This is a genomic window from Planococcus sp. PAMC 21323 (assembly GCF_000785555.1).
GTDB lineage: Bacteria > Bacillota > Bacilli > Bacillales_A > Planococcaceae > Planococcus.
Window position 1 is genome coordinate 1021807 of record NZ_CP009129.1, and the last position, 23685, is coordinate 1045491.

Sequence of the window (23685 nt, forward strand, 5' to 3'; positions counted from 1 at the left end):
AAGAGTCATGCATTTAATTGCATGACTCTTTTTTTCGTTTTAGTTGAATTTTGACTATGAAGAACCATTCCAACCATCACAATCACAATCCCAATTAATGATAATCCTGAAGGTAACGCTATCGATAAGAAAAGAATTTCTCCAGCTAAAGCAAATAAAACTTCCATTGACTGAGTTGCTTCAACTACACCTAACTTCTGCATGTTTCCTCGAACAAGATCTGTAGCTTTGAAGAATAATACTGTGGCAATTACGCCCGAACTAATCGCAACAATTAAGGTTTGGAAGCTTTGTGAAGCAGATGGTCCGCCAACTGTAAGTAATCCATATAGCGACAATATAAACCAGAAGGGAAGACTTGCTAATGTCATTCCTAAAACTCTTTGATAGGCATCCAATCTACCGTCGCAAACTTCCATCATCTTTCTGTTACCGAGTGGGTAAGCGAATGCTGCCAGAAGAACAGGGACGAAACCAAGCCACAATGTGGCAGAAGAGACGATCGCGATATTTTCTAACTGCATGAGACTAACTCCCGCTAATATAATAAAAGAAATTAGTAGTCCTTTTACTGGAATTTTACCTCTTAGCTGAACTGCTCCTTCTTTAGTATGTATAGTGATGAGAAATAAGGGAGCAAGCAGTGTACCTGCAATGATCGTAATTTGCCAAGTGCCTGCGATTAACCACCCAGGAGAATAAGCTGCTGCAAAACAAAGAGGAGCATAAAATAATCCAAATCCTACAAAGCTCCATATGAGCCATGCTTTTTTGCTTTTGTTCATTTCTTGTAATAAAGGTTTTAAGTTTTTTCTGGATATAACGATTAATAGTAAGAAAGGAATCATGAAAAGATAACGTAAAGAAGCACTCCAAATCCAACTACCGCCACTAGCTTCCATTGTGGCATTTAATACAAATGTAAATGCGAAGAAAAATGCGGCAATGATACCAATTATAATGGGTTTCACTTAATATACTCCTTACTAAGTATTTTGAATTATTTATCAACTATAACGCATAAACGATAGTTCTACAAAACTTTATTTGGATACAAAAAAAGGGATTTCAGCTGAAATCCCTTTTGATATTCTAATTAAAGAAGATATTCAATTAGTAAACCAACACCAAGTAATAAAGCAAATAGTGTATTTGTTTTTCCTGTGTCTTGCATGGCGGGCATAACTTTTAACGGTGCTGTATGACGTTTGAAAATTTGAACCACTTTAATCGGTTTTATGATGCTAAGGAAAACGAGTAAAGTCCATGGGGTTAATGTTCCTGCAATAACAAGAACTATAATCCAGGCATAGGCTAAAACGAAAAATGCCATCAGTATGTTCACAGCAGTCGGTCTTTTGACTAAAATCGCAAGTGTTTTACGCCCACTTTCTTCATCTCCAACGATATCACGAATATTATTAGCTAGCATAATAGCTGCTACTAACAACGTACTTGGTATAGCTAAAAGAGAAGCTTCAAGTGTGATCATGCCGGTTTGGATATAAAAGGCGATAATAACAATTAAATAGCCCATGACTACGCCTGAAAAAAGTTCGCCAAATGGCGTATAAGCAATCGGGTAAGGACCACCTGTATAGAAGTAGCCAATTGCCATAGAAACTGCACCTACAACTAAAAGCCACCAGCTAGTTTGTGAACAAATGTAAATGCCGATAACTGCAGCAATACCATAAAAAACGAATGCTAAAGCTAAAACAGTTTTTGGTTTTACTCCATTTCGAACTATGGCACCGCCAATCCCGACAGAATTTTCATTGTCTAGACCTCTCGCAAAATCGTAATATTCATTGAACATATTGGTCGCTGCTTGGATCAATAAACTGGCAACAAGCATAGATAGGAATAAAATCCAATCGATCGGGGAATACTGTAAAGCAATCATCGTTCCAAGGAATACGGGAGCGAACGAAGCGGTTAGTGTATGCGGACGTGTTAATTGCCACCATACGCGCCATCCGCTATCTGCTTGTAGTGAATGTGTCATCTTAATCTCTCCTTTAATTCTTTCCACTCTTCATTGTACTTTAAAATAGTGTGGAATACAGCAAATGATGTGCTGATTTTAGCAGAAAAGAGTATGATAGAGGGTAGAGATTAAAAAGTGAAACAGTGAGTGGAATAAACTAGACTATTGTCTTAAAACGGAGGTAATCAGGTGAATTCAGAATCGTCTTCATCGACCCAGCAATTTGCGACAGACCAGTTTGAAGGCTATCGCTTTTACACTGAAACAATCGAAGTTACACATATGTCTGCATTAGCATTTTTTGAAGCTGGCGGAAACGACCACACAGGAAAACGCATGTATTGGAAAAATCGTGAAAAGACCTTTACACTCGTTGGAATTGGACATGCTCATGTCCTTTCTTCCAATGAGACAAATGGAAGGTTTGAAAATATAAAAAACGACTGGAAAAAATTATGTAGCCAAATCGTCAATGAAGAACGATCGGTTCATCCGGTCCTATTCGGAGGATTTTCGTTTGACCCATTAAATACTAAGCCGAGTGAGTGGAGAAGATTCCCTCAGGCTTATTTTGTAGTGCCAACTTTTCAGTTGATCTTAAAAGGTGATCAAGCTTTTGTGAGTATTCACTTGATCACGAAAAAACAAGATAGTTTTAAAGAGTTTGACGCGTTACGAAAAGAGCGAGATAAATTACTTCATGCTGCACAGGTTTCTGAAGTAGATAAATACGATAAACCAAATGTGATTGAACGGACTGAATTAAGAAAAGATGAATACTTAGAATCGATTCAACGGGTCACAGATATTATTAAAGCAAAAGAAGTCGAGAAAGTTGTGATTGCCCGCACAGTGAAACTTGGGTTTGAAAAGAAACTTTCTCCAACATCTGCACTATACCAAGTAGCCAATGAACAACCGGAAAGTTTCTTATTCGGTTTAGAAGCAGAAGAGCAGTTTTTCTTTGGAGCAACTCCAGAACGGCTTGTTAAAGTAGAAAATGAAAAAGCATTATCGACGTGTTTAGCAGGTTCAACGCCTCGTGGGAAAACCATCGAGAAAGATACTGAACTTGGTGAAATTCTGCTGCAAGATCCCAAAAATCGTGCGGAACATCAATATGTGGTGAGTATGATTAGCGATGTTTTTAAAGCAACCTGCAGTCAAACCATCGTACCGAAAACACCGAAATTGATGAAAATTAGAGATATCCAGCATTTGTACACACCGGTCGAAGGAGTGTTAAATGCTGGATCTACATTGTTTGACTTGGTCGAACTACTTCATCCAACACCTGCACTTGGCGGCGAACCGAAAATAGAAGCCTTAGAAATGATTCGCAAGCACGAAGCGATGAACCGTGGCTATTATGCGGCTCCAATTGGATGGATTGATACACAAGGAGACGGCGAATTTGCGGTTGCTATTCGTTCAGCATTATTGGATGAAGAAAAAGCGTATTTATATGCAGGTGGCGGAATTGTTGCAGACTCGACGCCAGAATCAGAGTATGACGAGACATGGGTTAAGTTTAGACCGATGCTCCGAGCATTGGGAGGTCAATTGAGTGACGAATCGTAAAGCATTAACCGAATATGTCTCAGCTTTTACGCATTCATTAGTCGAGCAAGGGGTTAAAGACGTTGTTATTAGTCCTGGATCTCGTTCGACACCACTTGCTTATGCTTGTATGAAACAAGGAGATTTAATAACTTACCGCCAAATTGATGAGCGCTCAGCCGCTTATTTTGCGCTAGGCTTAGCTAAAGCCTCTGGTAGACCTGTTATGTTATTATGCACGTCGGGAACAGCAGCGGCTAATTATTTTCCAGCTGTTGTTGAAGCATATTATGCACGTGTGCCTTTACTTGTTGTTACAGCAGATCGTCCACACGAACTGCGAGAAGTTGGTGCTCCACAAGCAATCAACCAAATTCATTTATTCGGTGCGCATGTTAAATGGGCTACGGATATGCCGATGCCAGAACCGGAAAATCAATTGGGGTTTTTAACACGGCATTTGCATCGTAGTGTTCAACATGCAATGACTAAACCCCGAGGACCGGTGCATATAAACGTACCGTTTCGTGAACCATTGCGTATAGATTTCGAGCAAACTTACGAAAGTCAGCAGGAAATTTCTCATTTTGGAGGAGAACTGTCTTTAAGTGTGGAAAGCCGCCTGTTTTTACAACAATTGCTAAAAAAAGAAAAAGGTTTGTTGATCGTTGGCGAACAAACACTAAAGATGCCGGATGAGTTTTGGGCGTTTATTGAGAAACTGGATTGGCCGGTGTTGGCGGATCCATTATCCAATATCCGTGCAAATGTACCACAATCGGCAAAATCGTTAATTATTGATTCCTACGATGCGTTGCTTAAAAGTGAGAAGTTTAAAGACGCGGTCAAGCCGGATGTAGTAATTCGTGTCGGACCGCAACCGGTTTCAAAACCTTTGAGCTTGTATTTAGCCGCAGTAAAACCAGAAACCTATGTAGTGTTTGATGAAAGTCCGATGTTACGTGATCCGCAATCTGTTGCGACACATCACATTCAAGCAGCTGAAAAAGGCTTATGGAATTTGCCGCTAGAAAGTAAATCAACGAATGCATATCGTGAAAAATGGGCGCAAGCATCCGAATTATACTGGCAAGTTGTTGAGCAGCATTGCCAGACGGAATTAGATGAAGGTGTATTAGCAAAAGTACTTTTCGATCGATTAGATCAAAGCGATTTAATTGTGGGGAGCAGTATGCCAATCCGTGATGTCGATACGTATTTCCAAACAACTGAGCGGGATATTATGCTTTATGCGAACCGCGGAGCGAATGGTATTGATGGAGTGGTTTCAACGGCATTTGGTGTACAAGCAGCAAGACAGCGTCCAGCTTATTTGTATATTGGCGATTTGTCGTTTTTGCATGATATGAACGGCTTGATTGCATCAAAAATGCAAGAGACGGATTTAACGATTGTGATAATGAATAACGATGGCGGTGGTATTTTCTCATATTTGCCACAGTCTCAAGAAGAACGTTATTTTGAAGAGTTATTTGGTACACCGACTGGATTGACGTTTAGCGATGCAGCGAAGATGTATGATGCACAATATTTATCTGCTGAAACAGTTGCCCAATTTGCTGCTGCGCTAGACGAGCCAAAAACAAATTTAGTGAAGATTATTGAAGTGTTCACTGATCGTGAAAACAATGTTACGACGCATCGTAAATTATGGAGCCGTTTTGACGAGGAGCTGGCTAAAGGATGAAGCTAGAAGTCGGCGGCGTTGTCTATTATGTTGAAGTAAGGAATCCAGAAAAACTGAAAACTTTGGTTTTTTTGCATGGTTTTACAGGGAGCACGAAAACGTGGCATTCGGTTATTGAAAACTGGACGGATGTAAAAGTTGTTTTAATCGATTTAATTGGTCACGGAGAGTCAGCTAGTCCAGAAGAGCTTGAAGCTTATTCGATGGAACGCCAGCTAGAAAGTTTAGATGCTTTGTTTAATCGATTAGCGTTGGACAACTTTACGCTTGTTGGTTATTCAATGGGCGGACGTACGGCACTCGCTTATGCTTGCCACTATCCAGAACGATTAACCGAGCTAGTGCTTGAAAGTGCATCGCCTGGACTTGAAAGTGAACAAGCAAGAAAAGAACGTCAAATCAATGATAAGCATCTTGCAGAGCGGATTGTGACAGGCGGACTAATTAATTTCGTTAATGCTTGGGAAAACATTGCGTTGTTTGCAAGTCAAAAAACATTGACTGAAGCAGTTCAAAAATCGGTACGTGAAGAACGGTTGGCGCAAAATCCACTAGGGCTTGCGAATAGTTTACTTGGTATGGGAACAGGTGCCCAACAGTCTTATTGGCAAGAGCTAGAGTGTTTGAATATACCGGTTTTATTGGTGACAGGACGGTTAGATCTAAAGTTTGAAGCAATTGCACAAAAAATGATGGAATGTTTGTCAAACGGTGTTCATAAAACAATTGATGCGGGTCATGCAATACATGTGGAAAAACCTGTTGAGTTTGCTACAATAGTAAGAGAGTATTTAAGTTTGAACTATCAAGGAGGAAAATCATGACACGCGAGTGGATTACAGAACGTACATATGAAGACATTAAATATGAAATTTTTAACGGCATTGCAAAAATTACGATTAACCGACCGGAAGTGCGCAACGCATTCCGACCGAAAACGGTTCACGAATTAATCGATGCATTTTCACGTGCACGTGATAACGCAGATGTAGGCGTTATTGTTTTAACTGGTGAAGGCGAAAAAGCTTTCTGTTCAGGTGGCGACCAATCTGTACGCGGACACGGTGGCTATGTTGGGGAAGATGAAATTCCACGTTTGAACGTATTAGATCTACAACGTTTAATCCGTGTTATTCCAAAACCAGTTGTCGCAATGGTAGCCGGTTATGCAATCGGCGGCGGACACGTCTTGCACGTTGTTTGTGATTTGACAATTGCAGCAGATAACGCACGCTTTGGTCAAACAGGACCACGTGTTGGTTCGTTTGACGCTGGATACGGTTCTGGTTATTTGGCTCGTATTATCGGTCATAAGAAAGCACGTGAAATTTGGTACCTATGCCGCCAGTACGATGCACAAGAAGCATTGGACATGGGCTTAGTCAATACAGTTGTCCCTCTTGAGCAATTAGAAGATGAGACGGTTCAATGGTGTCAGGAAATGCTTGAAATGAGCCCGACTGCACTTCGTTTTGTAAAAGCGGCGATGAATGCTGATACAGACGGTCTTGCTGGATTGCAGCAAATGGCTGGAGACGCAACATTATTGTATTACACAACGGACGAAGCAAAAGAAGGACGCGACGCGTTTAAAGAAAAACGCAAACCAGACTTTGGTCAATTCCCACGGTTCCCATGATTATTGAATAATTAAAAGCTGTCCTCTCTGGGGACAGCTTTTTTTGAAGAAAGGATTTTTTTATGACGTACCCGAATTGGTTGACTCAGCGAAGCTATTTGAGTGGCGATCGTATGGCATTGTCGTTTCAACATCAACAATGGACTTTTTCTGAAATAAATACAATTGCGCTGGCTTATGCAGGAAAACTGTCGGCGCTTGGCGTAAAAGAAAATTCACGTGTCGCGGTATTGGCTAAATCTACTCCAGAATTTGTTTTTGTCTTGTATGGCTGTATGCACCTAGGCTGTGAGATGGTCATGCTAAATGAACGTCTATCAAGCAATGAATTGGCTTATCAAATAGATGATGCGGAAGTAGCATTTATTTTCGTAGCTGATGTGCTGAAGGGAAAAGTAGACGATTCACGCGTCGTTTTATTTAGTGAAATAGAAGATACAAAACCAGTTCAATTTGACCCGCAGCAGCAATGGCCAAAAGATCGCACCCTTTCGATTATGTATACCTCAGGTACTACCGGGCATCCAAAAGGGGTTCGCCAAACAGCGGAAAATCATTTTTCAAGTGCCGTATCTTCTGCGCTCAATATTGGCATAGCCCCAGAAGATGTTTGGTTATGTGCTGTGCCTTTATTTCACATTAGTGGATTTTCGATCTTGATGAGGTCGTTGATATATGGCATGGGTGTGCGGTTATACGAGAAATTTGACGCAGAACGCAGCGCAGAAGAAATTTGCAACGGCAGCGTGACGCATATGTCAGTTGTTGGAGTGACGTTGGAACGTATTTTATCGAGTATGGAACAAGCTTCTATGCTAGCGTCTGATCGCTTTAAAGCAGTTCTTGCCGGAGGTGGACCAATTCCAGTTGCTTATATGAAACGTGCTGAAAAATGTAGAATTCCGGTGTTGCAAACATACGGTATGACGGAAACATCGTCACAAACAACAACCTTACAAGTGGCGGACGCAGAGCGGAAAATCGGATCTGCAGGCAAGCCATTATTTTTATATGAAGTCAAAACAGAAAAACAAGATGAAGTGGGCGAAATTCTCATTCGGGGTCCTCAAGTGACACCTGGCTATATTGGTGCTTTTGCCAAACGAAATGTACAACAAGATGGTTGGCTTCATACAGGAGATATCGGCTATTTAGATGACGAAGGATTTCTATTTGTGGTAGATCGCCGTTCAGATTTAATCGTTTCTGGTGGAGAAAATGTATATCCGGCTGAAATTGAAAAAGTCTTATCTGGTCATCCTGCTGTTCGAGAAGTTGGCGTTTGCGGGGCTCCGAGTGAAAAGTGGGGAGAAGTTCCAGTGGCATTTGCGGTATTGCAGCAAGAAGCAACAGTAGAAGAATTGCTTGCTTATTGCCGTGAACAGCTGGCGTCCTATAAAGTGCCAAAGCAATTGACGATTGTTGAGTCGTTGCCACGTAATGCTTCAAATAAGCTGTTGAGAAGAGAGCTGAGAGCATGGTTGTGATAATTAAAGAGATTGGCTTAAAGACAGTGAGAAGAGCGCTTAAAAACCCGTTTATATCAGTTTTACAACAAGTCAACGAGCGTGAAGTAATTATTGTGAGTGTGAAAGGTGAATCGGGGCATATTGGGTACGGGGAAGTTGTAGCTTTTGAAACGCCTTGGTATACAGAAGAAACCATTACGAGTTGTCGTTTTTTGCTAGAGCAAGTATTGGTGCCGCTGCTAATACATCAAACCATTTATCATCCACAACAAGTTTGGGCGCTGTTCGAATCTGTAAAAGGCAACCGAATGGCAAAAGCAGCAGTTGAAATGGCTGTATGGGACTTGTTTGCAAAACAACAACAGGAGCCGCTATGGAAGTATGTCGGAGGCATTTCGCAAGCAATTTCTGCTGGCGTTGTCGTTGCAGCAGATCCGTCTCAAATTCATGACCGAGTGGCACAGGCAAACAACGCAGGCTATAAACGAATCAAAATCAAAATTCATCCGGATACAAATCCATCTATGTTAAAGTCCATTGTTACGAACTATCCAGCGTTATTATTTTTCGCAGATGCCAATGGCAGTTTCAGCGAAAATAATTTTGAGCGCTTGAAAGAATTTGATGATGTGGGATTTACTCTTATTGAACAGCCTTTCGGAGAACGAGAGTGGAGTTTGCACGCGCGAGCAAAAAGAGAGCTCACGACACCACTTTGTTTAGACGAAAGCATTTCTAGTGTAGAAGATGTTCAACAAATGATCGACATGAAAGCCGGAGATATCGTCGTTTTAAAAATGAGTCGCCTTGGTGGTTGGACTGAAACCTTGAAAGTGGTGGAATTGTGCCGCAAACATTCAATTGGCATGTGGGTTGGGGGCATGATTGAGTTTGGTGTATCAAAAGCACATAATTTGGCGCTGGCGTCTTTGGCAGGTATCGATTACCCAGGTGATTTTTCAGCCTCTACTCATTTTTGGGAAAAAGATATAATCCAACCGGAAGTCATTGTTGAAAATGGAGAAATCCAGTTAAGTAATCAACTAGGTATTGGCTATTCGGTAAATTGTACAGAATAAAAAAATCTTCGATGAAAAGTTGGCTTTTGGGTGTATAATACAGAAAAGTAAATCGGAGCCGAGTGGCTAAAGGATTATAAGGCGGTGGATATATGATGAATTCACAAGAGGCGATCATCAAAAATTTTGCGATTGGCTTACCTGAGAAAATGTCTTACGGGAATGGCCAGGAAATGGAAACAGCTATCCGCAAAAAAACAGTGCAAGAAGCGTTTTTAACGAAAGACGGTTTTAATGGAGACGGTGTTGCTGATCTAAAGTATCACGGTGGACCTGACCGTGCCGTTTGTCTATATCCTTATGAACATTATGCTCTTTGGAACGATCAATTTGAAACAAAATTGCCACCATCCGCTTTCGGAGAAAACTTAACTGTGACAAATATGCTGGAGCGGGAAATTTGCATTGGCGATATTTTTCAAATAGGTGAAGCCATTGTTCAAGTGACACAAGGAAGAGTTCCTTGTAACACAATTGATAGACGACTCGAGATGAAGCCTTTGTTAAAGGCAATGGTGAAAACGGGTTACACCGGCTATCTTTGCCGAGTGTTAGAAGAAGGAATGGTTCGAGCTGATTCGGTCATTCGAAAGGTGTCAAAAAGTCCAACACAAGTGTCCGTTCTTTATGCGAATGAAATCAACTTCCACAAGCCTAAAGACATTGATGGGATTATGAAAGTGCTTGAAGCAGATGAGCTAGCAGATGAATGGCGCCAATTTTTGACAAAGCGATTGACTAAATTGACGTCAGGGAAGTAGTGCGAAAAGTGTTTAATGCATTCGAAATTGATATTTAACAGTCAAAAAGACGAAGAAACTGAGAATCGTTTCTTCGTCTTTTTATATTGGGAAATTATATCCGTTATTTCAAAATCGTTTCTAATACTTGAAGATTTTTCTCCATTAATGTGAAATAAGTTTCTTCGTTATCAATATTTTCTTGTGTTAAGACACCAAGATTGTGCATTTCGATAGCTTCTGCACCGACTTCTTTTTGGATAACTTTTGTTAAGTTAGACGATACATTTTGTTCGAATACAATATACTGTAAATCGTTTGCTTTGGCTAAATCGACAATTTCCGTCAATTCTTTTTGCGACGGCTCATTTTGACTGTTTAAGCCAGCAATTGCGATTTGTTTAATACCATATGGTTCTGAAAGATAACCAAAAGCAGCATGAGAAACAAAGAATGTATCTTTGCTAACACGTTCTGCTAAAGAGTCGAACGAACGATCTAAATTCTCCAATTGAACAATAAGTTCTGTATAATTACTTTCGTATACTTCCGCATTTTCAGGATCCGCTTGAACTAAAGAATCTTTAATCGATTCTACTAGTTTTTCACTTAGTACTGGGGACATCCAAACATGTGGGTCAGTTGAACCGTGATCATGATCATCGTGACTTTCAGCTTCTTCAGCATGTTCGTAAGCGACTATATCTTCTTCATGGGTATCTTCTTGATGACCTAATGCTGCCTCTAAATCTTCGTCACTAATGTTATCCGCAGTTGCTACGAATTCGACTTTTTCATTTTTTAACGTTTTTTTCGCATTATCGATAAATCCTTCTAGGCCAAGACCAATTGAGAACATCACATCTGCATCTGCGAGTTTGATCATATCTTGCTGCGTCGGTTCAAAGGTATGTTCATTCGCACCAGCTGGGTAAATTGATTGAACATCGACAAAGTCGCCGCCGATCTGTTCAGTAAAATAAGTTAGTGGATAAACTGTTGTATAAACTTGTAGCTTCGAGTCATCATTGTCGATGCTCTGTTTTTCTTCGCTTGTTTTTCCGCAAGCTGTTAATAATAAAAGTAAAGATAGCATTACTAGAATTTTTTTCATGTCGACCTCCAAAGTGTAATGATTACGTTTTAATGACTATTAAAATAATACAGCATGCTTTTTAAAAACACAAGAAAAACCACCAACTATTTTTTTGGTGGCCATTCTTCTGGAACAAAATCGATTCCACCTTTGTGGAAAGGGTGACAACTCAAAATTCGTTTTGCTGCTAAGTAACCACCTTTTAATGCACCGTGCTTTTCTACTGCTTCAATTCCATAATGAGAACAAGTAGGATAAAAGCGACAGCTGGGTGGAGATAACGGTGAAATAAATCGCTGATAAAAGCGAAATGTTTTTAATAATGCTGTTTTCAAAATCGTTCAGCTCTTTTCGTGAAATTACGTTATATGTTTATTGTAGGTGCAGGAGAGGTATAAATAAAGTATAAGAACTTAACAAATAAATTGGAGTGTGAGTAGAAATGTCGAATGAATTAAATCACGAATTAAACGTACAGGTAGCAACATGGTCTGTTGCTTACACAAAATTACATAATTTTCATTGGTATGTAAAAGGACCATCATTTTTTACTTTACACGTGAAATTTGAAGAATTATACAACGAAGCAACTTTACACATGGATGAAATTGCTGAGCGATTACTTGCGCTTGGTGGAAAGCCAGTGGCGACAATGAAAGAACAGTTAGAGCTTTCTGTAGTCGATGAAGCGAGCAGTAAAGAATCTGCAGAAGAAATGGTCGATGCTGTTGTAAGTGATTATGACAAAATCATGAAGTCCTTAAAAAAAGGGATGAAGTTAGCTGCAGACGCTGGTGATGATATGACAGAAGATATGTTTAATGCCATTCATCAAAACCTTGAAAAACATTCTTGGATGTTATCAGCATTTTTGGGTGAAAAGAAGTAAAATAAGAATATACAAACGTACACTGAGTTTTAGTGTACGTTTTTCTTATGGCATCGGGGTGAAGAAATGGACTATCAAGATCTGAACGGATATTCATGCGAACTATCATTTGAAAAAAAACGATTTCCTATTAACAGTAAACACGTTCTAGTAATCTGTTGCTATAAAGGCGACTGGGTTTTAACGCGACACAATCAACGTGGCCTAGAGTTTCCAGGTGGCAAAGTAGAAGTTGGTGAAAGTTTACAAGAGGCTGCCACAAGAGAAGTCTATGAAGAAACAGGAGCCCGGGTAAAGCAGTTGGAATGGTTGGCGGAATATGTTGTTTACACAGAAAAGCCTTTTTGCAAAACAGTTTTTATCGGGACAGTCGACCAAATAGACAGCATCCCACTTCTTGAGACAAAAGGCATTGTCTTACTAAAAGAGTTAAAACTTACAGATGAGTTTAGTTTTTTAATGAAAGATGATGGAATGGCAACGATCATAGAGAAGGTGAAACTACTTGGAAAATGGAACGATTGATACAAAAAAGCGCTATCCTTCTCCAAATCCTCACGTTCAATTGACAGAAATCGTCTATTGGTCAGAAGGTTTGAGAGTGAAAGGCATGCTAGCAGAACCAAAAATAAATGGAAGTTATAGTGGTATCTTATATTTAAGAGGTGGCATTCAGTCGATTGGAATGGTTCGTCCTGCGCGAATTGCTCAGTTTGCGGCTAAAGGTTTTGTTGTATTTGCTCCGTATTATCGAGGCAATCGAGGCGGTGAGGGTCGCGACGAATTTGCAGGCGAAGATCGGTGGGATGCAGTTCACGCAGTTGATGTGCTAAAAAAATTCAGTAATGATTATGTCCATTTGCTAGCATTTTCTAGAGGCGGCATTATGGCGTTATGGACAGCTATTTTGCGTAAAGATATTGCATCAGTTGTGACATGGGCAGGTGTCACGGACACAGTATTAACGTATAAAGAACGCCCCGACATGCGTCGTATGATGAAGCGGCTATACGGAGGAACTCCAAATACGGCTATCATTAATTTTGAAGACCGCAATCCATTACTACGAATTGAAGAAAATGCTGCGCTTATTTTGATCATCCACGGATTACAAGATGACAATGTCTCACCAGAGCAAGCCTATTTGTTAGAAAAGACGTTAAAGTTGAATGGTCAGCCACATGAAACTTGGTATTTCACTGATTACACCCACTTTTTTCCACCTGCGGCTAATCGACAAACAGTAATAGCGGTTTGCGAGTGGATGAGAGAGCAGGAAGCTTAGAAAAACAGAGAAAACCCGTTCGGATTTTTTCCGAACGGGCTTTCTTGAAATTTTATTTTTGAGTTGGGCCGCCTTGTACGCTAATTTCAGGTGCGACAGTGCCGAACTTTTTGAAGTTTTCTTGGAATTCTTGTGCCAATTCATTTGCTTTTTGGTCGTATGCTGCTTTGTCTGACCATGCATGGCGCGGGTTTAATACTTCAGTCGGAACTCCAGGTACTTCTGTAGGAATTTCAAAACCGAAGATTGCTTCTTTTTCAGTTGGTACATTGTTCAATTCGCCTTTGATTGCAGCGCGAACCATTGTACGCGTGTAAGAAAGTTTCATACGGCTACCGACTCCGTAAACGCCGCCAGTCCAGCCTGTGTTCACAAGGAAGACTTGTGCGCCATGCTCGTCGATTTTCTTGCCAAGCATTTCAGCATATACAGTTGCATGTAACGGCAAGAAAGGTGAACCAAAGCAAGTTGAGAACGTAGCTTCAGGTGAAGTAATTCCGCGTTCTGTTCCTGCTAGTTTTGAAGTATAACCACTTAGGAAATGGTACATCGCTTGTTCTTTTGTCAACTTACTGATTGGAGGCAATACGCCAAATGCATCAGCAGTTAAGAAGACAATCGTTTTTGGATGTCCTGCAACTGAAGGGTCTACAATATTATCAATTGCTTGCATTGGGTATGCTGCGCGTGTGTTTTCAGTTAATGAACCGTCGTTATAATCTGGAATCCGTGTTTCAGGATCTACTACAACGTTTTCAAGTACTGAACCAAAACGGATTGCGTCGTAAATTTGTGGTTCATTTTCACGAGACAAATTAATGGTTTTAGCATAGCAGCCACCTTCAATGTTAAAGACGCCGTTATCTGACCAGCCATGCTCGTCATCACCGATTAGCTTGCGATCGCCATCAGCTGATAAAGTCGTTTTACCTGTTCCCGATAGACCGAAGAATAAAGTAACATCGCCTTCTGGACCAACGTTTGCTGAACAGTGCATAGGAAGAATACCTTTTTCAGGAAGTAAGTAGTTCATAATAGAGAAGATCGATTTTTTCATTTCGCCAGCGTACTCAGTTCCGCCGATCAAAATAATGCCTTGTTCCATCGATACGATTATGAATGTTTCTGATGCTGTACCGTCAACTTCAGGGTCTGCCTGGAAAGTTGGAGCATAGACAACAGTGAATTCAGCATCGTGAGTTTCTAACTCTTCAGCCGACGGACGAATAAACAATTGGTGAGCAAATAGATTATGCCATGCGTATTCATTGATTGTTTGGATAGGCACACGTGATTCGTGGTCAGCTCCGGCAAATCCTTTGAAAACGTAAAGCGCATCTTTATCTTTCAAGTGGTTGATTACTTTAGCGTATAGTTTTTCAAATACTTCGCTAGAAATTGGACGGTTCACATTGCCCCAGTCGACTTTGTTTTTAGAGCTTTCTTCTTCCACCATGTATTTGTCTTTCGGTGAGCGGCCAGTATACTTGCCTGTTTCCGCTTTTACAGCGCCTTCCCGAGTTAATACCGCTTCCTTGCGGGATGTTGCTGCTTCCACTAATTGTGGCACTGATAATTGAACATGCACATTTTGGCCAGTTAAAAGTTCCTTCAAGTCGTTTGCAAAGTTCACTGAAGTCATATATATGTACCTTCCTTTTCTTTTATTCCCATAGTAATGGGGAGGATGTATATTCGTTCATTAGTATAACACATTAGGTTTATTAGTCTACACTAATCCATTATAGAAATTAAAAAAAGTGGAAGAGATTAACACTATATATAGAAAGAATATTTGTGCATTTTAATATGTTGTAGTGTTATAAGTATGAATCGCAAAGTCTGTCAATTTTTATTTGAATAAAATGTTGACATCGCAGTGCTATTTCCGTATGATGAAAAATTGAACGGATACTCTTATTCCGAGCTGGTGGAGGGGACAGGCCCTAAGAAACCCGGCAACCTGCTGCATTTGTAGCGTTGGTGCCAAACCTGAACAAGGTGAACAAGCCTTGGATGATAAGAGTGAAAGGTGCGTATGATGATTTTCCCTTTCCTCATAATGAATGAGTGGAGGGATTTTTTTATGAAATGCCCTTAATCCTCGTGTGCAAAGGCCACAAACGGCTTGAAGTTCAATCCAGATTTTCTGGAACGGACTTGACATGGGAAACGAGTACCGTATCAATTTCGAGAGCAATCTCGCAGGATATAAGGAGGAACATTTTTTGAAAAACCGTAGATTATTTACATCAGAATCAGTAACAGAAGGGCATCCAGATAAAATCTGTGACCAAATCTCAGATGCAATTTTAGATGCTATTTTAGCCGAGGATCCAAACGCACGTGTAGCGTGTGAAACGACTGTTACAACAGGACTTGTTTTAGTAGCAGGAGAAATTACGACAACTACTTATGTAGATATTCCAAAAGTTGTTAGACAAACAGTTAAAGAAATTGGATACACACGCGCTAAATATGGTTTTGACTCAGAAACAAGTGCTGTTCTTACAGCAATTGATGAGCAATCACCTGATATCGCTGCAGGAGTTAACGTAGCGCTTGAATCACGTGATGGTCAAATGACAGATAAAGAATTAGATGACATCGGAGCAGGCGACCAAGGGTTGATGTTCGGATACGCGAACAACGAAACCGAAGAATTAATGCCATTACCGATTTCATTGGCACATAAATTGGCTCGTCGGTTAGCTGAAGTACGCAAAGAGGAAATTCTTCCATACTTGCGTCCAGATGGCAAAACACAAGTAACAGTTGAATATGATGAAAACAATAAACCGCTTCGCGTGGATACAATTGTTATCTCAACTCAACATCACCCAGAAGTAACATTAGAGCAAATTCAACGCAATATTAAAGAATACGTAATTAACGAAGTTGTACCAGCAAAATGGATTGACGAAGATACGAAATACTTTATCAACCCAACTGGTCGTTTTGTTATCGGCGGACCTCAAGGAGATGCAGGTTTAACTGGACGCAAGATCATTGTTGATACTTACGGTGGTTACGCACGTCACGGTGGCGGCGCATTCTCAGGAAAAGACGCGACAAAAGTTGACCGTTCAGCTGCTTACGCGGCACGTTATGTAGCGAAAAACATTGTAGCAGCTGGCCTTGCAGATAAATGTGAAGTGCAATTAGCTTATGCAATTGGTGTAGCACATCCTGTATCTATCGCGTTTGATACGTTTGGAACTGGCATCGTTGATGAAGACAAATTAGATGATTTGGTACGCGCAAACTTTGACTTGCGTCCTGCTGGCATCATTAAAATGTTGGATCTACGTCGTCCAATATACAAACAAACTGCAGCGTATGGACATTTTGGCCGTACGGATGTTGATTTGCCGTGGGAACGTACTGACAAAGCAGCTATCTTAAAAGAACAAGCTGGCGTTTAAGCTAATAAAACGAAAAGGACGACTGGGCATCCCTGCCTAGTCGTCCTTTTTTTAGTTATTCCTCTTTTTGGAGCGATTTATAATAGGTAGCTTTTTCTGCATACTCACGGACAATGCGTTCCATGTCTTCCTTATCTTCTTCGCGAAGTTCACGGACGACTTTTGCAGGGCGTCCAAGCGCTAGCATGCCAGGAGGAATCACTTTTCCTGGCGGCACGAGACTACCTGCACCAACAAATGCGCCTTCTCCAATTTCAGCTCCGTCGAGAATAATAGAACCCATGCCGACTAACGCACCTTTCCGAATGATGCAGCTGTGAAGCGTTACTTGATGCCCGATTGTCACTTCATCTTCTAGAAGTAATGTTTTGCCTGGGCTTTGATGAAGCATGCACAAGTCTTGGATATTTACTTTATTGCCGATAATGGTTGGGGAAACATCACCACGGATAACGGTATTAAACCAAACGGATGAGTCAGCACCGATGGTTACATCGCCAGAAATTGTCGTATAGTCTGCAATAAAAGCAGATGTGTCGATTTGTGGAAATTTGTCTTTATATGGATAAATCATGGCAAAGCTCCTTTAAACAAGATAAGATATTCTATAATCGTATCAAAACAAAACGAAACGTCAAATAACAAAACGACATCAAGAGCTGATTGGCAAGGAAAGGAAGTTTGATTATGTGGAAATGGCAGGCTGAAGGTACAGCAAAAGCAGTAGTGGTGTTAATCCATAGCGCATATGAACAGCATATGCGCTATGCTTGGCAAATTGAAAAATGGCGTTCGGTCGGATTTCATGTATACACAGGGGATCTACCTGGACACGGCAAAAATGCGGGGGCGGATAATGTTCACCGCGAATCGTTTGAAGAATATGAACAAGCCGTTATGGAAATGCTGAAACTCGCGTCAGACAATGATTTACCAGTATTTGTGATTGCTCACGGGCTAGGTGCGACGATTGCGATGAATGTTTTGGGTCATCGTAAGTTTAATGTAGCCGGAGCCATTTTTACGTCTCCTTGGCTGCAGTTAAAAAAACTGCCACCAAAAGCTCCAAATGCATTTCCGGGTGTTGCCCAGTTAACAGGGCGCAGGAAAATAGATCATGGCATCGAATTGCGTCATTTAATGAGAGATCAATTTTCTGTTAGTCAGGAAAACGAGAGTAAGCAATATCATACCGTTATTACAGCGGGTTGGTATAAAGAATTGCAAAGTTATATGAAAGAAACTTCGGCAGCTATTGAGGTTTACCCACAAATTCCGACATGCTTGTATACGGCGGAACGGGATTTAATCACAGAAAAAGAAGCAGCTCGTCAATGGTTGCTAAAACAACAATTAACTGAGTTCTTTTATAAAGAGTGGAAATATTGCTATCATGATATTTTTCAAGAACCTGAAAAAGAAGAAGTCTTTTTGGCCACTCAAGGATTTATCCATACCGTATTGCGTTCGGTCGGCTACTTGATTGAAGAATAAAATGTCTTGTTTAGAAGGGAAGGAGAGACTTTATGGCGCTAAAGTATAGCGTATTAGACCAATCACCAATTTCAGAAGGCAGTACGCCGCAAGAAGCATTAAAACAAACCACTATACTTGCACAAAACGCTGAGAAATGGGGCTATACACGCTTTTGGGTGTCAGAACATCACGATGCACCTACTTTGGCTGGCTCGTCTCCTGAATTGCTAATTGCGCATTTAGGAGCTGTCACAACTACCATTCGTCTCGGTTCAGGTGGCGTAATGTTGCCACACTACGCTGCATTTAAAGTAGCTGAAAACTTCAAATTGCTCGAGGCCTTGTATCCCGGAAGAATTGATGCAGGGATGGGTCGCGCACCTGGTGGCATGCCACGTGCTTCATATGCGTTAAATGAAGGAAAGAAACGCGACACCAGTTTATTTCCTAAACAATTAGATGAACTCCGGATGTACTTGACCGATTCCATCCCTGAAGATCACCTTTATTATGGCATGAAAGCAACTCCTATGACGCCGAATCATCCGCCCATCTGGATGTTAGGGACAAGCAGAAGTTCAGCAGTTCTTGCCGCCGAAAAAGGACTGACCTATGTATTCGCTCATTTTATCAATGGAGAAGGCGGCCAATCCTTTACAAAAGAATACCGAAAACATTTTAAATCATATGATGGAAGTAAACCTTATGTTGGGTTTGCGATTTTCGCTGTCTGCCAAGAAACGCAAGAAAAAGCAGAATGGGTAGCTTCTTCTTTAGATTTATCACTGTCAATGGGAGCACAAGGAATGCCTTCACAAGGCACACCAGCTCCTGAAAAAGCACGAGCTTATCCATATTCGAAATTTGAAAAGCTATTAGTTGCTGAAAATCGTCGGCGCATGGTAGTAGGAACACCACAACATGTCGTAGACAAACTTGAAACATTAGCTTCAGAATATGAAGCAGACGAAGTCATGTTGGTTTCTGCAGCTTACGATTTTAAGGACAAACTCAAAACCTTCGAATTGATTGCGCAAGAAATGAAGAGACGTAGTTAAATTGAAATCGCTTTGTTCACGGATAGGATGCTACCACTTCTGTTAGAGGAAGTGGTTTTTTTATGTTAAGAAGAAAGGCATAGCGGTCAACGTGACTAATAGACTGTTAATTTAAAACGTACTAATTCCATTTAATCATTTTAAAAGCAATTAGAGGATTTTAAATAATAAAGAAGAAAGAACTTAGGGTGACGAAATACTTCTGAACGGAGGCTGGAGACGGAGCTGTATTAATTTTCTCGAAAATGTTTCTAAAAAAACTTTAGGAGTGGAATATGAATGAAGAAAATGAATATGACGAAAACAGCTAGCAATAAAACAATGCGCAAAACAATGATAACTTTAACTATCGCTGGAGCTATGGTTCTGGGTGCTTCGCCATTTATGTCTCCCGCAGTCGGAGCAGTTGGAAATGGCCCAAATTATGGTGGCAATGAAACCATCAACACATCTATACTGACCACATATGATGAAATGGCAGATTTTTTACAGACTCAAGAAGCCAAACAAAAAAATATGGAACTTGAAGTAATTGGACAAAGTATTAAAGGGCGTGATTTGTACTTAGTTAAATATGTGACGAATCCTGAAAACCCGACAATTCTTTTTCTGACTCAACAACACGGCAACGAACAGCTTACAACTGAAGGCACGCTTGAATTTATTAAACATCTTGGAACAGGCAAGATGAAAGGTGTAACAGATGGCGTCAATATTTTAATCGTACCTATGCTAAATCCTGATGGAGCTATGGGAGATGTGAATTTTTCATTAGATGATTACATAGCGAAAGGAGAGCGGAATCTCACACGCTATAACGCGGACGGCATCGACTTGAACCGCGATCACATTACCAAAATCCAACCTGAAACTAAAGCTTTCCACGAAAATGTGATGAGCAAGTATGATATTGATTACATGATTGATTTGCATCATCAAGGTACTCAAAGCGAGCGAGATGGAGAACTGGTTTCAGGTTCTATTTTGTACCCGACAACACCAAATGTTGACCCGGAAGTACTTCTAAAATCCAAACAGCTGGGAGCCGTGGTATTTGATGCCATCGATTCAAAAGGATGGGGACATTTAGGCAAGTATCGAGGTGGAAATGCAGAAACAATTAGTCGAAATGGTATTGCAGTCGAATATGGTATTTCAACCCTTTTATTCGAGATGCGTGGCATGTCAGATCATACTTACGAGTCGTATGTATTGGGACAAAAGAGCAATGGCTATTTAATTAAACAAACCATCACGACACTTGATGCTACAGTTCGCGCAATTGCAGATGACTCTATAGAAGACGCGGACATTTCGTTCTGGGATACACTATCTTACCAAGAAAATCGTACATCTGAATGAAGTTGGAATGTGGAATGAAAGAAGTAGTGTTTTACTTTAAGGTTAATATTATTTAGAGGTTAATAAGAATGGGTCCAAAAAAGCGTTCGTAAATGTATATGTAAAACGTGAACGTTCGTAAAGTGTTTCGCTACTTTTACGAACGTTCTTTTTTGTGTTTTTGTGCTGATTTTAGAGTGTTCGCAAATGTGTACTTTTACGAACGGTATTATTTGTACTACGTTGATTTAAGTTTCAGGTATTTATGCTTAAGAAGTAATGTTATAATTTAATTAACAAATTATTCATTTTTATCAATTTATATCTAGTTAAAAATAATGATATGCAAGGAGGAGAACTGATGGAGACGATATTTTTATTTTCTTTAATGATGATAATCCTAGCTATAGCAGTACTTAATACTTCCAAAGTTGAAAAGCTAGAAAAAAGAATAAAGCAACTTGAGGAAAAATAATGACTTTCAAGATTTTCGAACTCTTGAAAGTGTATTACTTTTTTTTAGTTTTATCACGATCTTTTAACCAAATTATCGAGTTGAGCATAAGTCATAATCAAAAAATCAACGAGCTGCAAACTAATCTAGACGATTTTAAAAAATCCCCGAAAATCCTGCGTAGGTTATTTGTTGGAAAGAATAGGATTTGAATGTAACTTATGTGCAGTTAAGTTACATTCAACATGAAATGGAGATGAATAAGAGTATGAAGAATATGGGATTAAAAATGATTTGGATAATACCTAATGTCTTACTTTATCTCTTAGCCATCGGGATTCTATGGTTTATTGTTATTAATGCCCAAGCCCTCCAAGAAATTAGTAGCTTGGGGATTTGGATATTTATTTTGCTCCTTCTTTTACTAGTAAACTTTTTCGGTTCTTATCGAATAGTGAGTTGGATAAAACAAGAGAAACTATAAATGTTTCTTTATATCGCACAAAGAAATCTGAATGTAACTTATTGTGAATTAAGTTACATTCAAAATATCTGTTGGAGGTAGAAAATGGGGAAGCTACTATCATGTATGTTTATAGGACTGTTAATCCTAACTACAGGAATTTATGTATCCACTTTTTTAACTACAACTTGGATTATAGTTGGCGTACTTCTTGCAGTACTGGGAGGAATATTAATGGGCAGTAGCTCTTTATTCTTGCCTAAGCGCGCTAAAAGATAAGTATTATAGAAATTATCTACTGAATCTGAATGTAACTTAATAGCAATTAAGTTACATTCAGATTCAATATAATTAGTTTCTATCGATCCCCATAATTTATTTATGCTTGATACTAAAAGTGAGGAGAATATTATATGCGCGAGAAAAAAATCCGGGGGATTAAACGGAAGACGGAGAATATGGTCAACCGGATCGAAGAAAATACACTGGAGTTTCCAACAGAATTTTACAATGGCTACTGGCATATGCACTTACCGGTCGGCCAAGGTTTTATCAGCTCAGATAAAACTCCTCGGAAGGCCAAACGATTGTGCATTCAAACATTAGTGGATCGCGCAGAATATCTAAAAGGGCTGCAGCCACATGATGAAGAAAAATATCGTGTTACTGTCTTTATTACCTTGCCTAGTTTATGGAATTCGCAAATTATCATCTTCAAAGGGGAAGATTATTTTAAAGATTTCTTTAACAGGGATAGCGATTATTATAAATGGATTCCTCTTTCAGATAACAGAAACATTCAAACTGACTGGGAGTTAGCCGTTCCTGACGATTTTGCCATATCTGGTTTTAAAGAAGTTATTGATGATGAGGATGGTTATTATGAAAGTGAAATTTGGTTTATAGAGGAAATTAAATAATGCGCTTTTGAATGTAACATAAGTCTAATTAAGTTGCATTCAAAACTGTGATTTAGTTGAAAAATATTAGTTAGAGGAGAGGTACTATTCTTAAAATAATTAGGATCATCCTACAAGTAGTCGGATTTGGGTTAGCAGCCTATGTTCTATGGAGTCAGGACTTTACATTAATGCCATATCTCATGCTGATTCTAGGTGTTTTGACGTTGGTAGCAGGTTTTGAAAGAATCCAGAGGGATCGAAAAGAGTTTTGGGGGTACATGCTTGTCGTTATATCCATGTTTTTTTTCTTTGTTTCAGCACAAGTATTCATAGTAAATGCCTAAAAATTTCCCTAGATGTGAATGTAACTTATTACTAATTAAGTTACATTCAAAACAGGAATACTTATGACAAAGAGTTTTGACATGGTAAAATCACTTAATTATAAAGAGTTTTGATAGCACCCCCCTCATTTTTTAACTACTCTCGAATTAGAAGGAGCGAGTAAAATGAACCTCAGCAAACAAATCAAAAAGTACCGAACGAGAGAACAGCTTTCCCAAGAAGAGTTAGCTGAGAAACTCTATATCTCTCGGCAAACCATTTCAAATTGGGAAAATGAACGAAGCTATCCAGACATACACAATTTATTGCTGATGAGTGTTCTTTTTAACGTATCCTTAGACGATTTAGTCAAAGGAGATGTAGAAATCATGAAAAACGAAATTCAAAATGCTCAACTGAACAAGTGGACAATCTCAATGGGCGTATTTGCATTGCTAGCAGCCCTATCAGCTGGCCCGGTGATCAGTCTATTTGGAACCAAAGGATTGCTGATTTCGGCAGTACTATTCCTACTTTCATTGTATTCCGCAAACAAAATTGAGGGGATCAAGAAAAAGCACCAGTTAAAGACCTATAAAGAAATCGTGGCTTTTCAAGAGGGACAAAAACTTACAGACGAAGAAAAAGACAAAAGTAGAGCGAATCACAAATATCAAAAGGCTTTGATAGTCATTTTATTTGGTCTTTTTTCGGGCATATTTACTTGGTTGAGTTTATCTTTTTTCAGTATTTGAATGTAACATAAGTGTAATTAAGTTATTCAAAA

General features: G+C 39.7%; 22 protein-coding genes and 1 riboswitch. Of the genes, 16 read left to right on the forward strand and 6 right to left on the reverse strand.

The window, feature by feature from the left end; translation table 11 throughout:
- Positions 1–5 precede the first annotated feature (5 nt).
- Positions 6–971, reverse strand: coding sequence for a DMT family transporter (locus tag PLANO_RS05200; RefSeq protein WP_038703414.1), 966 nt, complete (start codon positions 969–971; stop codon positions 6–8).
- Between the two features lie 125 nt (positions 972–1096).
- Positions 1097–2008, reverse strand: a complete 912-nt coding sequence (locus PLANO_RS05205) for a 1,4-dihydroxy-2-naphthoate polyprenyltransferase (protein WP_038703415.1) — start codon at positions 2006–2008, stop codon at positions 1097–1099.
- A gap of 171 nt (positions 2009–2179) precedes the next feature.
- On the opposite strand from PLANO_RS05205, the gene PLANO_RS05210 reads away from it, so the two are divergent.
- From PLANO_RS05210 to PLANO_RS05240, 7 genes are all read left to right on the forward strand, one after another.
- Positions 2180–3571: an isochorismate synthase gene (locus tag PLANO_RS05210; RefSeq protein WP_038703416.1), complete on the forward strand. Its 1392-nt coding sequence runs from the start codon at positions 2180–2182 to the stop codon at positions 3569–3571.
- A complete protein-coding gene (gene menD / locus PLANO_RS05215) occupies positions 3558–5258 on the forward strand; it encodes a 2-succinyl-5-enolpyruvyl-6-hydroxy-3-cyclohexene-1-carboxylic-acid synthase (protein WP_038703417.1) in 1701 nt (566 codons plus the stop codon). The genes PLANO_RS05210 and menD overlap by 14 nt, the downstream gene beginning before the upstream one ends.
- Entirely contained in the window at positions 5255–6082 is an 828-nt protein-coding gene (gene menH / locus PLANO_RS05220) for a 2-succinyl-6-hydroxy-2,4-cyclohexadiene-1-carboxylate synthase (protein WP_038703418.1), read from the forward strand. The genes menD and menH overlap by 4 nt, the downstream gene beginning before the upstream one ends.
- On the forward strand, positions 6079–6897 hold the full coding sequence (gene menB / locus PLANO_RS05225) for a 1,4-dihydroxy-2-naphthoyl-CoA synthase (RefSeq protein ID WP_038703419.1): 819 nt from the start codon (positions 6079–6081) through the stop codon (positions 6895–6897). The genes menH and menB overlap by 4 nt, the downstream gene beginning before the upstream one ends.
- A 62-nt stretch (positions 6898–6959) precedes the next feature.
- A complete protein-coding gene (locus PLANO_RS05230) occupies positions 6960–8384 on the forward strand; it encodes an o-succinylbenzoate--CoA ligase (protein WP_038703420.1) in 1425 nt (474 codons plus the stop codon).
- Positions 8375–9445 carry an o-succinylbenzoate synthase gene (gene menC, locus PLANO_RS05235; RefSeq protein ID WP_038703421.1) on the forward strand — a complete coding sequence of 357 codons (1071 nt, stop codon included), beginning with the start codon at positions 8375–8377 and terminating at the stop codon, positions 9443–9445. The genes PLANO_RS05230 and menC overlap by 10 nt, the downstream gene beginning before the upstream one ends.
- Positions 9446–9537: 92 nt before the next feature.
- Positions 9538–10206 (forward strand): MOSC domain-containing protein, encoded by a 669-nt coding sequence (locus PLANO_RS05240; protein ID WP_038703422.1) that lies wholly within the window; start codon positions 9538–9540, stop codon positions 10204–10206.
- 103 nt (positions 10207–10309) lie between these two features.
- Here the strand turns inward: PLANO_RS05240 and PLANO_RS05245 are convergent, their stop codons facing one another.
- Together PLANO_RS05245 and yidD are read right to left on the reverse strand one after the other, a co-directional pair.
- A complete protein-coding gene (locus PLANO_RS05245; RefSeq protein WP_038703423.1) occupies positions 10310–11299 on the reverse strand; it encodes a metal ABC transporter solute-binding protein, Zn/Mn family in 990 nt (329 codons plus the stop codon).
- A gap of 86 nt (positions 11300–11385) precedes the next feature.
- A complete protein-coding gene (yidD, locus tag PLANO_RS05250; RefSeq protein ID WP_038703424.1) occupies positions 11386–11616 on the reverse strand; it encodes a membrane protein insertion efficiency factor YidD in 231 nt (76 codons plus the stop codon).
- 107 nt (positions 11617–11723) lie between these two features.
- Here yidD and PLANO_RS05255 point away from each other — a divergent pair, with 107 nt between their 5' ends.
- From PLANO_RS05255 to PLANO_RS05265, 3 genes are all read left to right on the forward strand, one after another.
- Entirely contained in the window at positions 11724–12170 is a 447-nt protein-coding gene (locus tag PLANO_RS05255) for a Dps family protein (RefSeq protein WP_038703425.1), read from the forward strand.
- 66 nt (positions 12171–12236) lie between these two features.
- Complete coding sequence (ytkD, locus tag PLANO_RS05260; protein WP_038703426.1) at positions 12237–12695, forward strand: RNA deprotection pyrophosphohydrolase; 459 nt, start codon at positions 12237–12239, stop codon at positions 12693–12695.
- Positions 12676–13455: an alpha/beta hydrolase family protein gene (locus PLANO_RS05265; protein ID WP_038703427.1), complete on the forward strand. Its 780-nt coding sequence runs from the start codon at positions 12676–12678 to the stop codon at positions 13453–13455. The genes ytkD and PLANO_RS05265 overlap by 20 nt, the downstream gene beginning before the upstream one ends.
- 52 nt (positions 13456–13507) lie before the next feature.
- Here PLANO_RS05265 and pckA read toward each other — a convergent pair whose 3' ends face one another.
- Positions 13508–15097 (reverse strand): phosphoenolpyruvate carboxykinase (ATP), encoded by a 1590-nt coding sequence (gene pckA / locus PLANO_RS05270; protein WP_038703428.1) that lies wholly within the window; start codon positions 15095–15097, stop codon positions 13508–13510.
- Between the two features lie 272 nt (positions 15098–15369).
- Positions 15370–15481: riboswitch (SAM riboswitch) on the forward strand.
- A gap of 202 nt (positions 15482–15683) precedes the next feature.
- Between pckA and metK the strand changes: the two genes are divergently transcribed.
- Positions 15684–16880, forward strand: a complete 1197-nt coding sequence (metK, locus tag PLANO_RS05275; protein WP_038703429.1) for a methionine adenosyltransferase — start codon at positions 15684–15686, stop codon at positions 16878–16880.
- Positions 16881–16935: 55 nt separating this feature from the next.
- On the opposite strand, the gene PLANO_RS05280 is transcribed toward metK, so the two are convergent.
- On the reverse strand, positions 16936–17454 hold the full coding sequence (locus tag PLANO_RS05280; protein WP_038703430.1) for a gamma carbonic anhydrase: 519 nt from the start codon (positions 17452–17454) through the stop codon (positions 16936–16938).
- A 113-nt stretch (positions 17455–17567) separates the two neighbouring features.
- Between PLANO_RS05280 and PLANO_RS05285 the strand changes: the two genes are divergently transcribed.
- The 5 genes from PLANO_RS05285 to PLANO_RS05315 all read left to right on the forward strand — a co-directional run bounded on the left by PLANO_RS05285 (position 17568) and on the right by PLANO_RS05315 (position 23653).
- Complete coding sequence (locus tag PLANO_RS05285; RefSeq protein WP_038703431.1) at positions 17568–18374, forward strand: alpha/beta hydrolase; 807 nt, start codon at positions 17568–17570, stop codon at positions 18372–18374.
- Between the two features lie 32 nt (positions 18375–18406).
- Positions 18407–19414, forward strand: coding sequence for an LLM class flavin-dependent oxidoreductase (locus PLANO_RS05290; protein ID WP_038703432.1), 1008 nt, complete (start codon positions 18407–18409; stop codon positions 19412–19414).
- Between the two features lie 321 nt (positions 19415–19735).
- The gene (locus PLANO_RS05295) at positions 19736–20776 is read left to right on the forward strand and encodes a M14 family zinc carboxypeptidase (RefSeq protein WP_038705380.1); all 1041 of its coding nucleotides are present in this window, start codon (positions 19736–19738) and stop codon (positions 20774–20776) included.
- A 1309-nt stretch (positions 20777–22085) separates the two neighbouring features.
- Positions 22086–22592, forward strand: coding sequence for a DUF3916 domain-containing protein (locus tag PLANO_RS05310; RefSeq protein ID WP_038703434.1), 507 nt, complete (start codon positions 22086–22088; stop codon positions 22590–22592).
- Positions 22593–23083: 491 nt separating this feature from the next.
- Complete coding sequence (locus PLANO_RS05315; RefSeq protein WP_038703435.1) at positions 23084–23653, forward strand: helix-turn-helix transcriptional regulator; 570 nt, start codon at positions 23084–23086, stop codon at positions 23651–23653.
- Positions 23654–23685 lie beyond the last annotated feature (32 nt).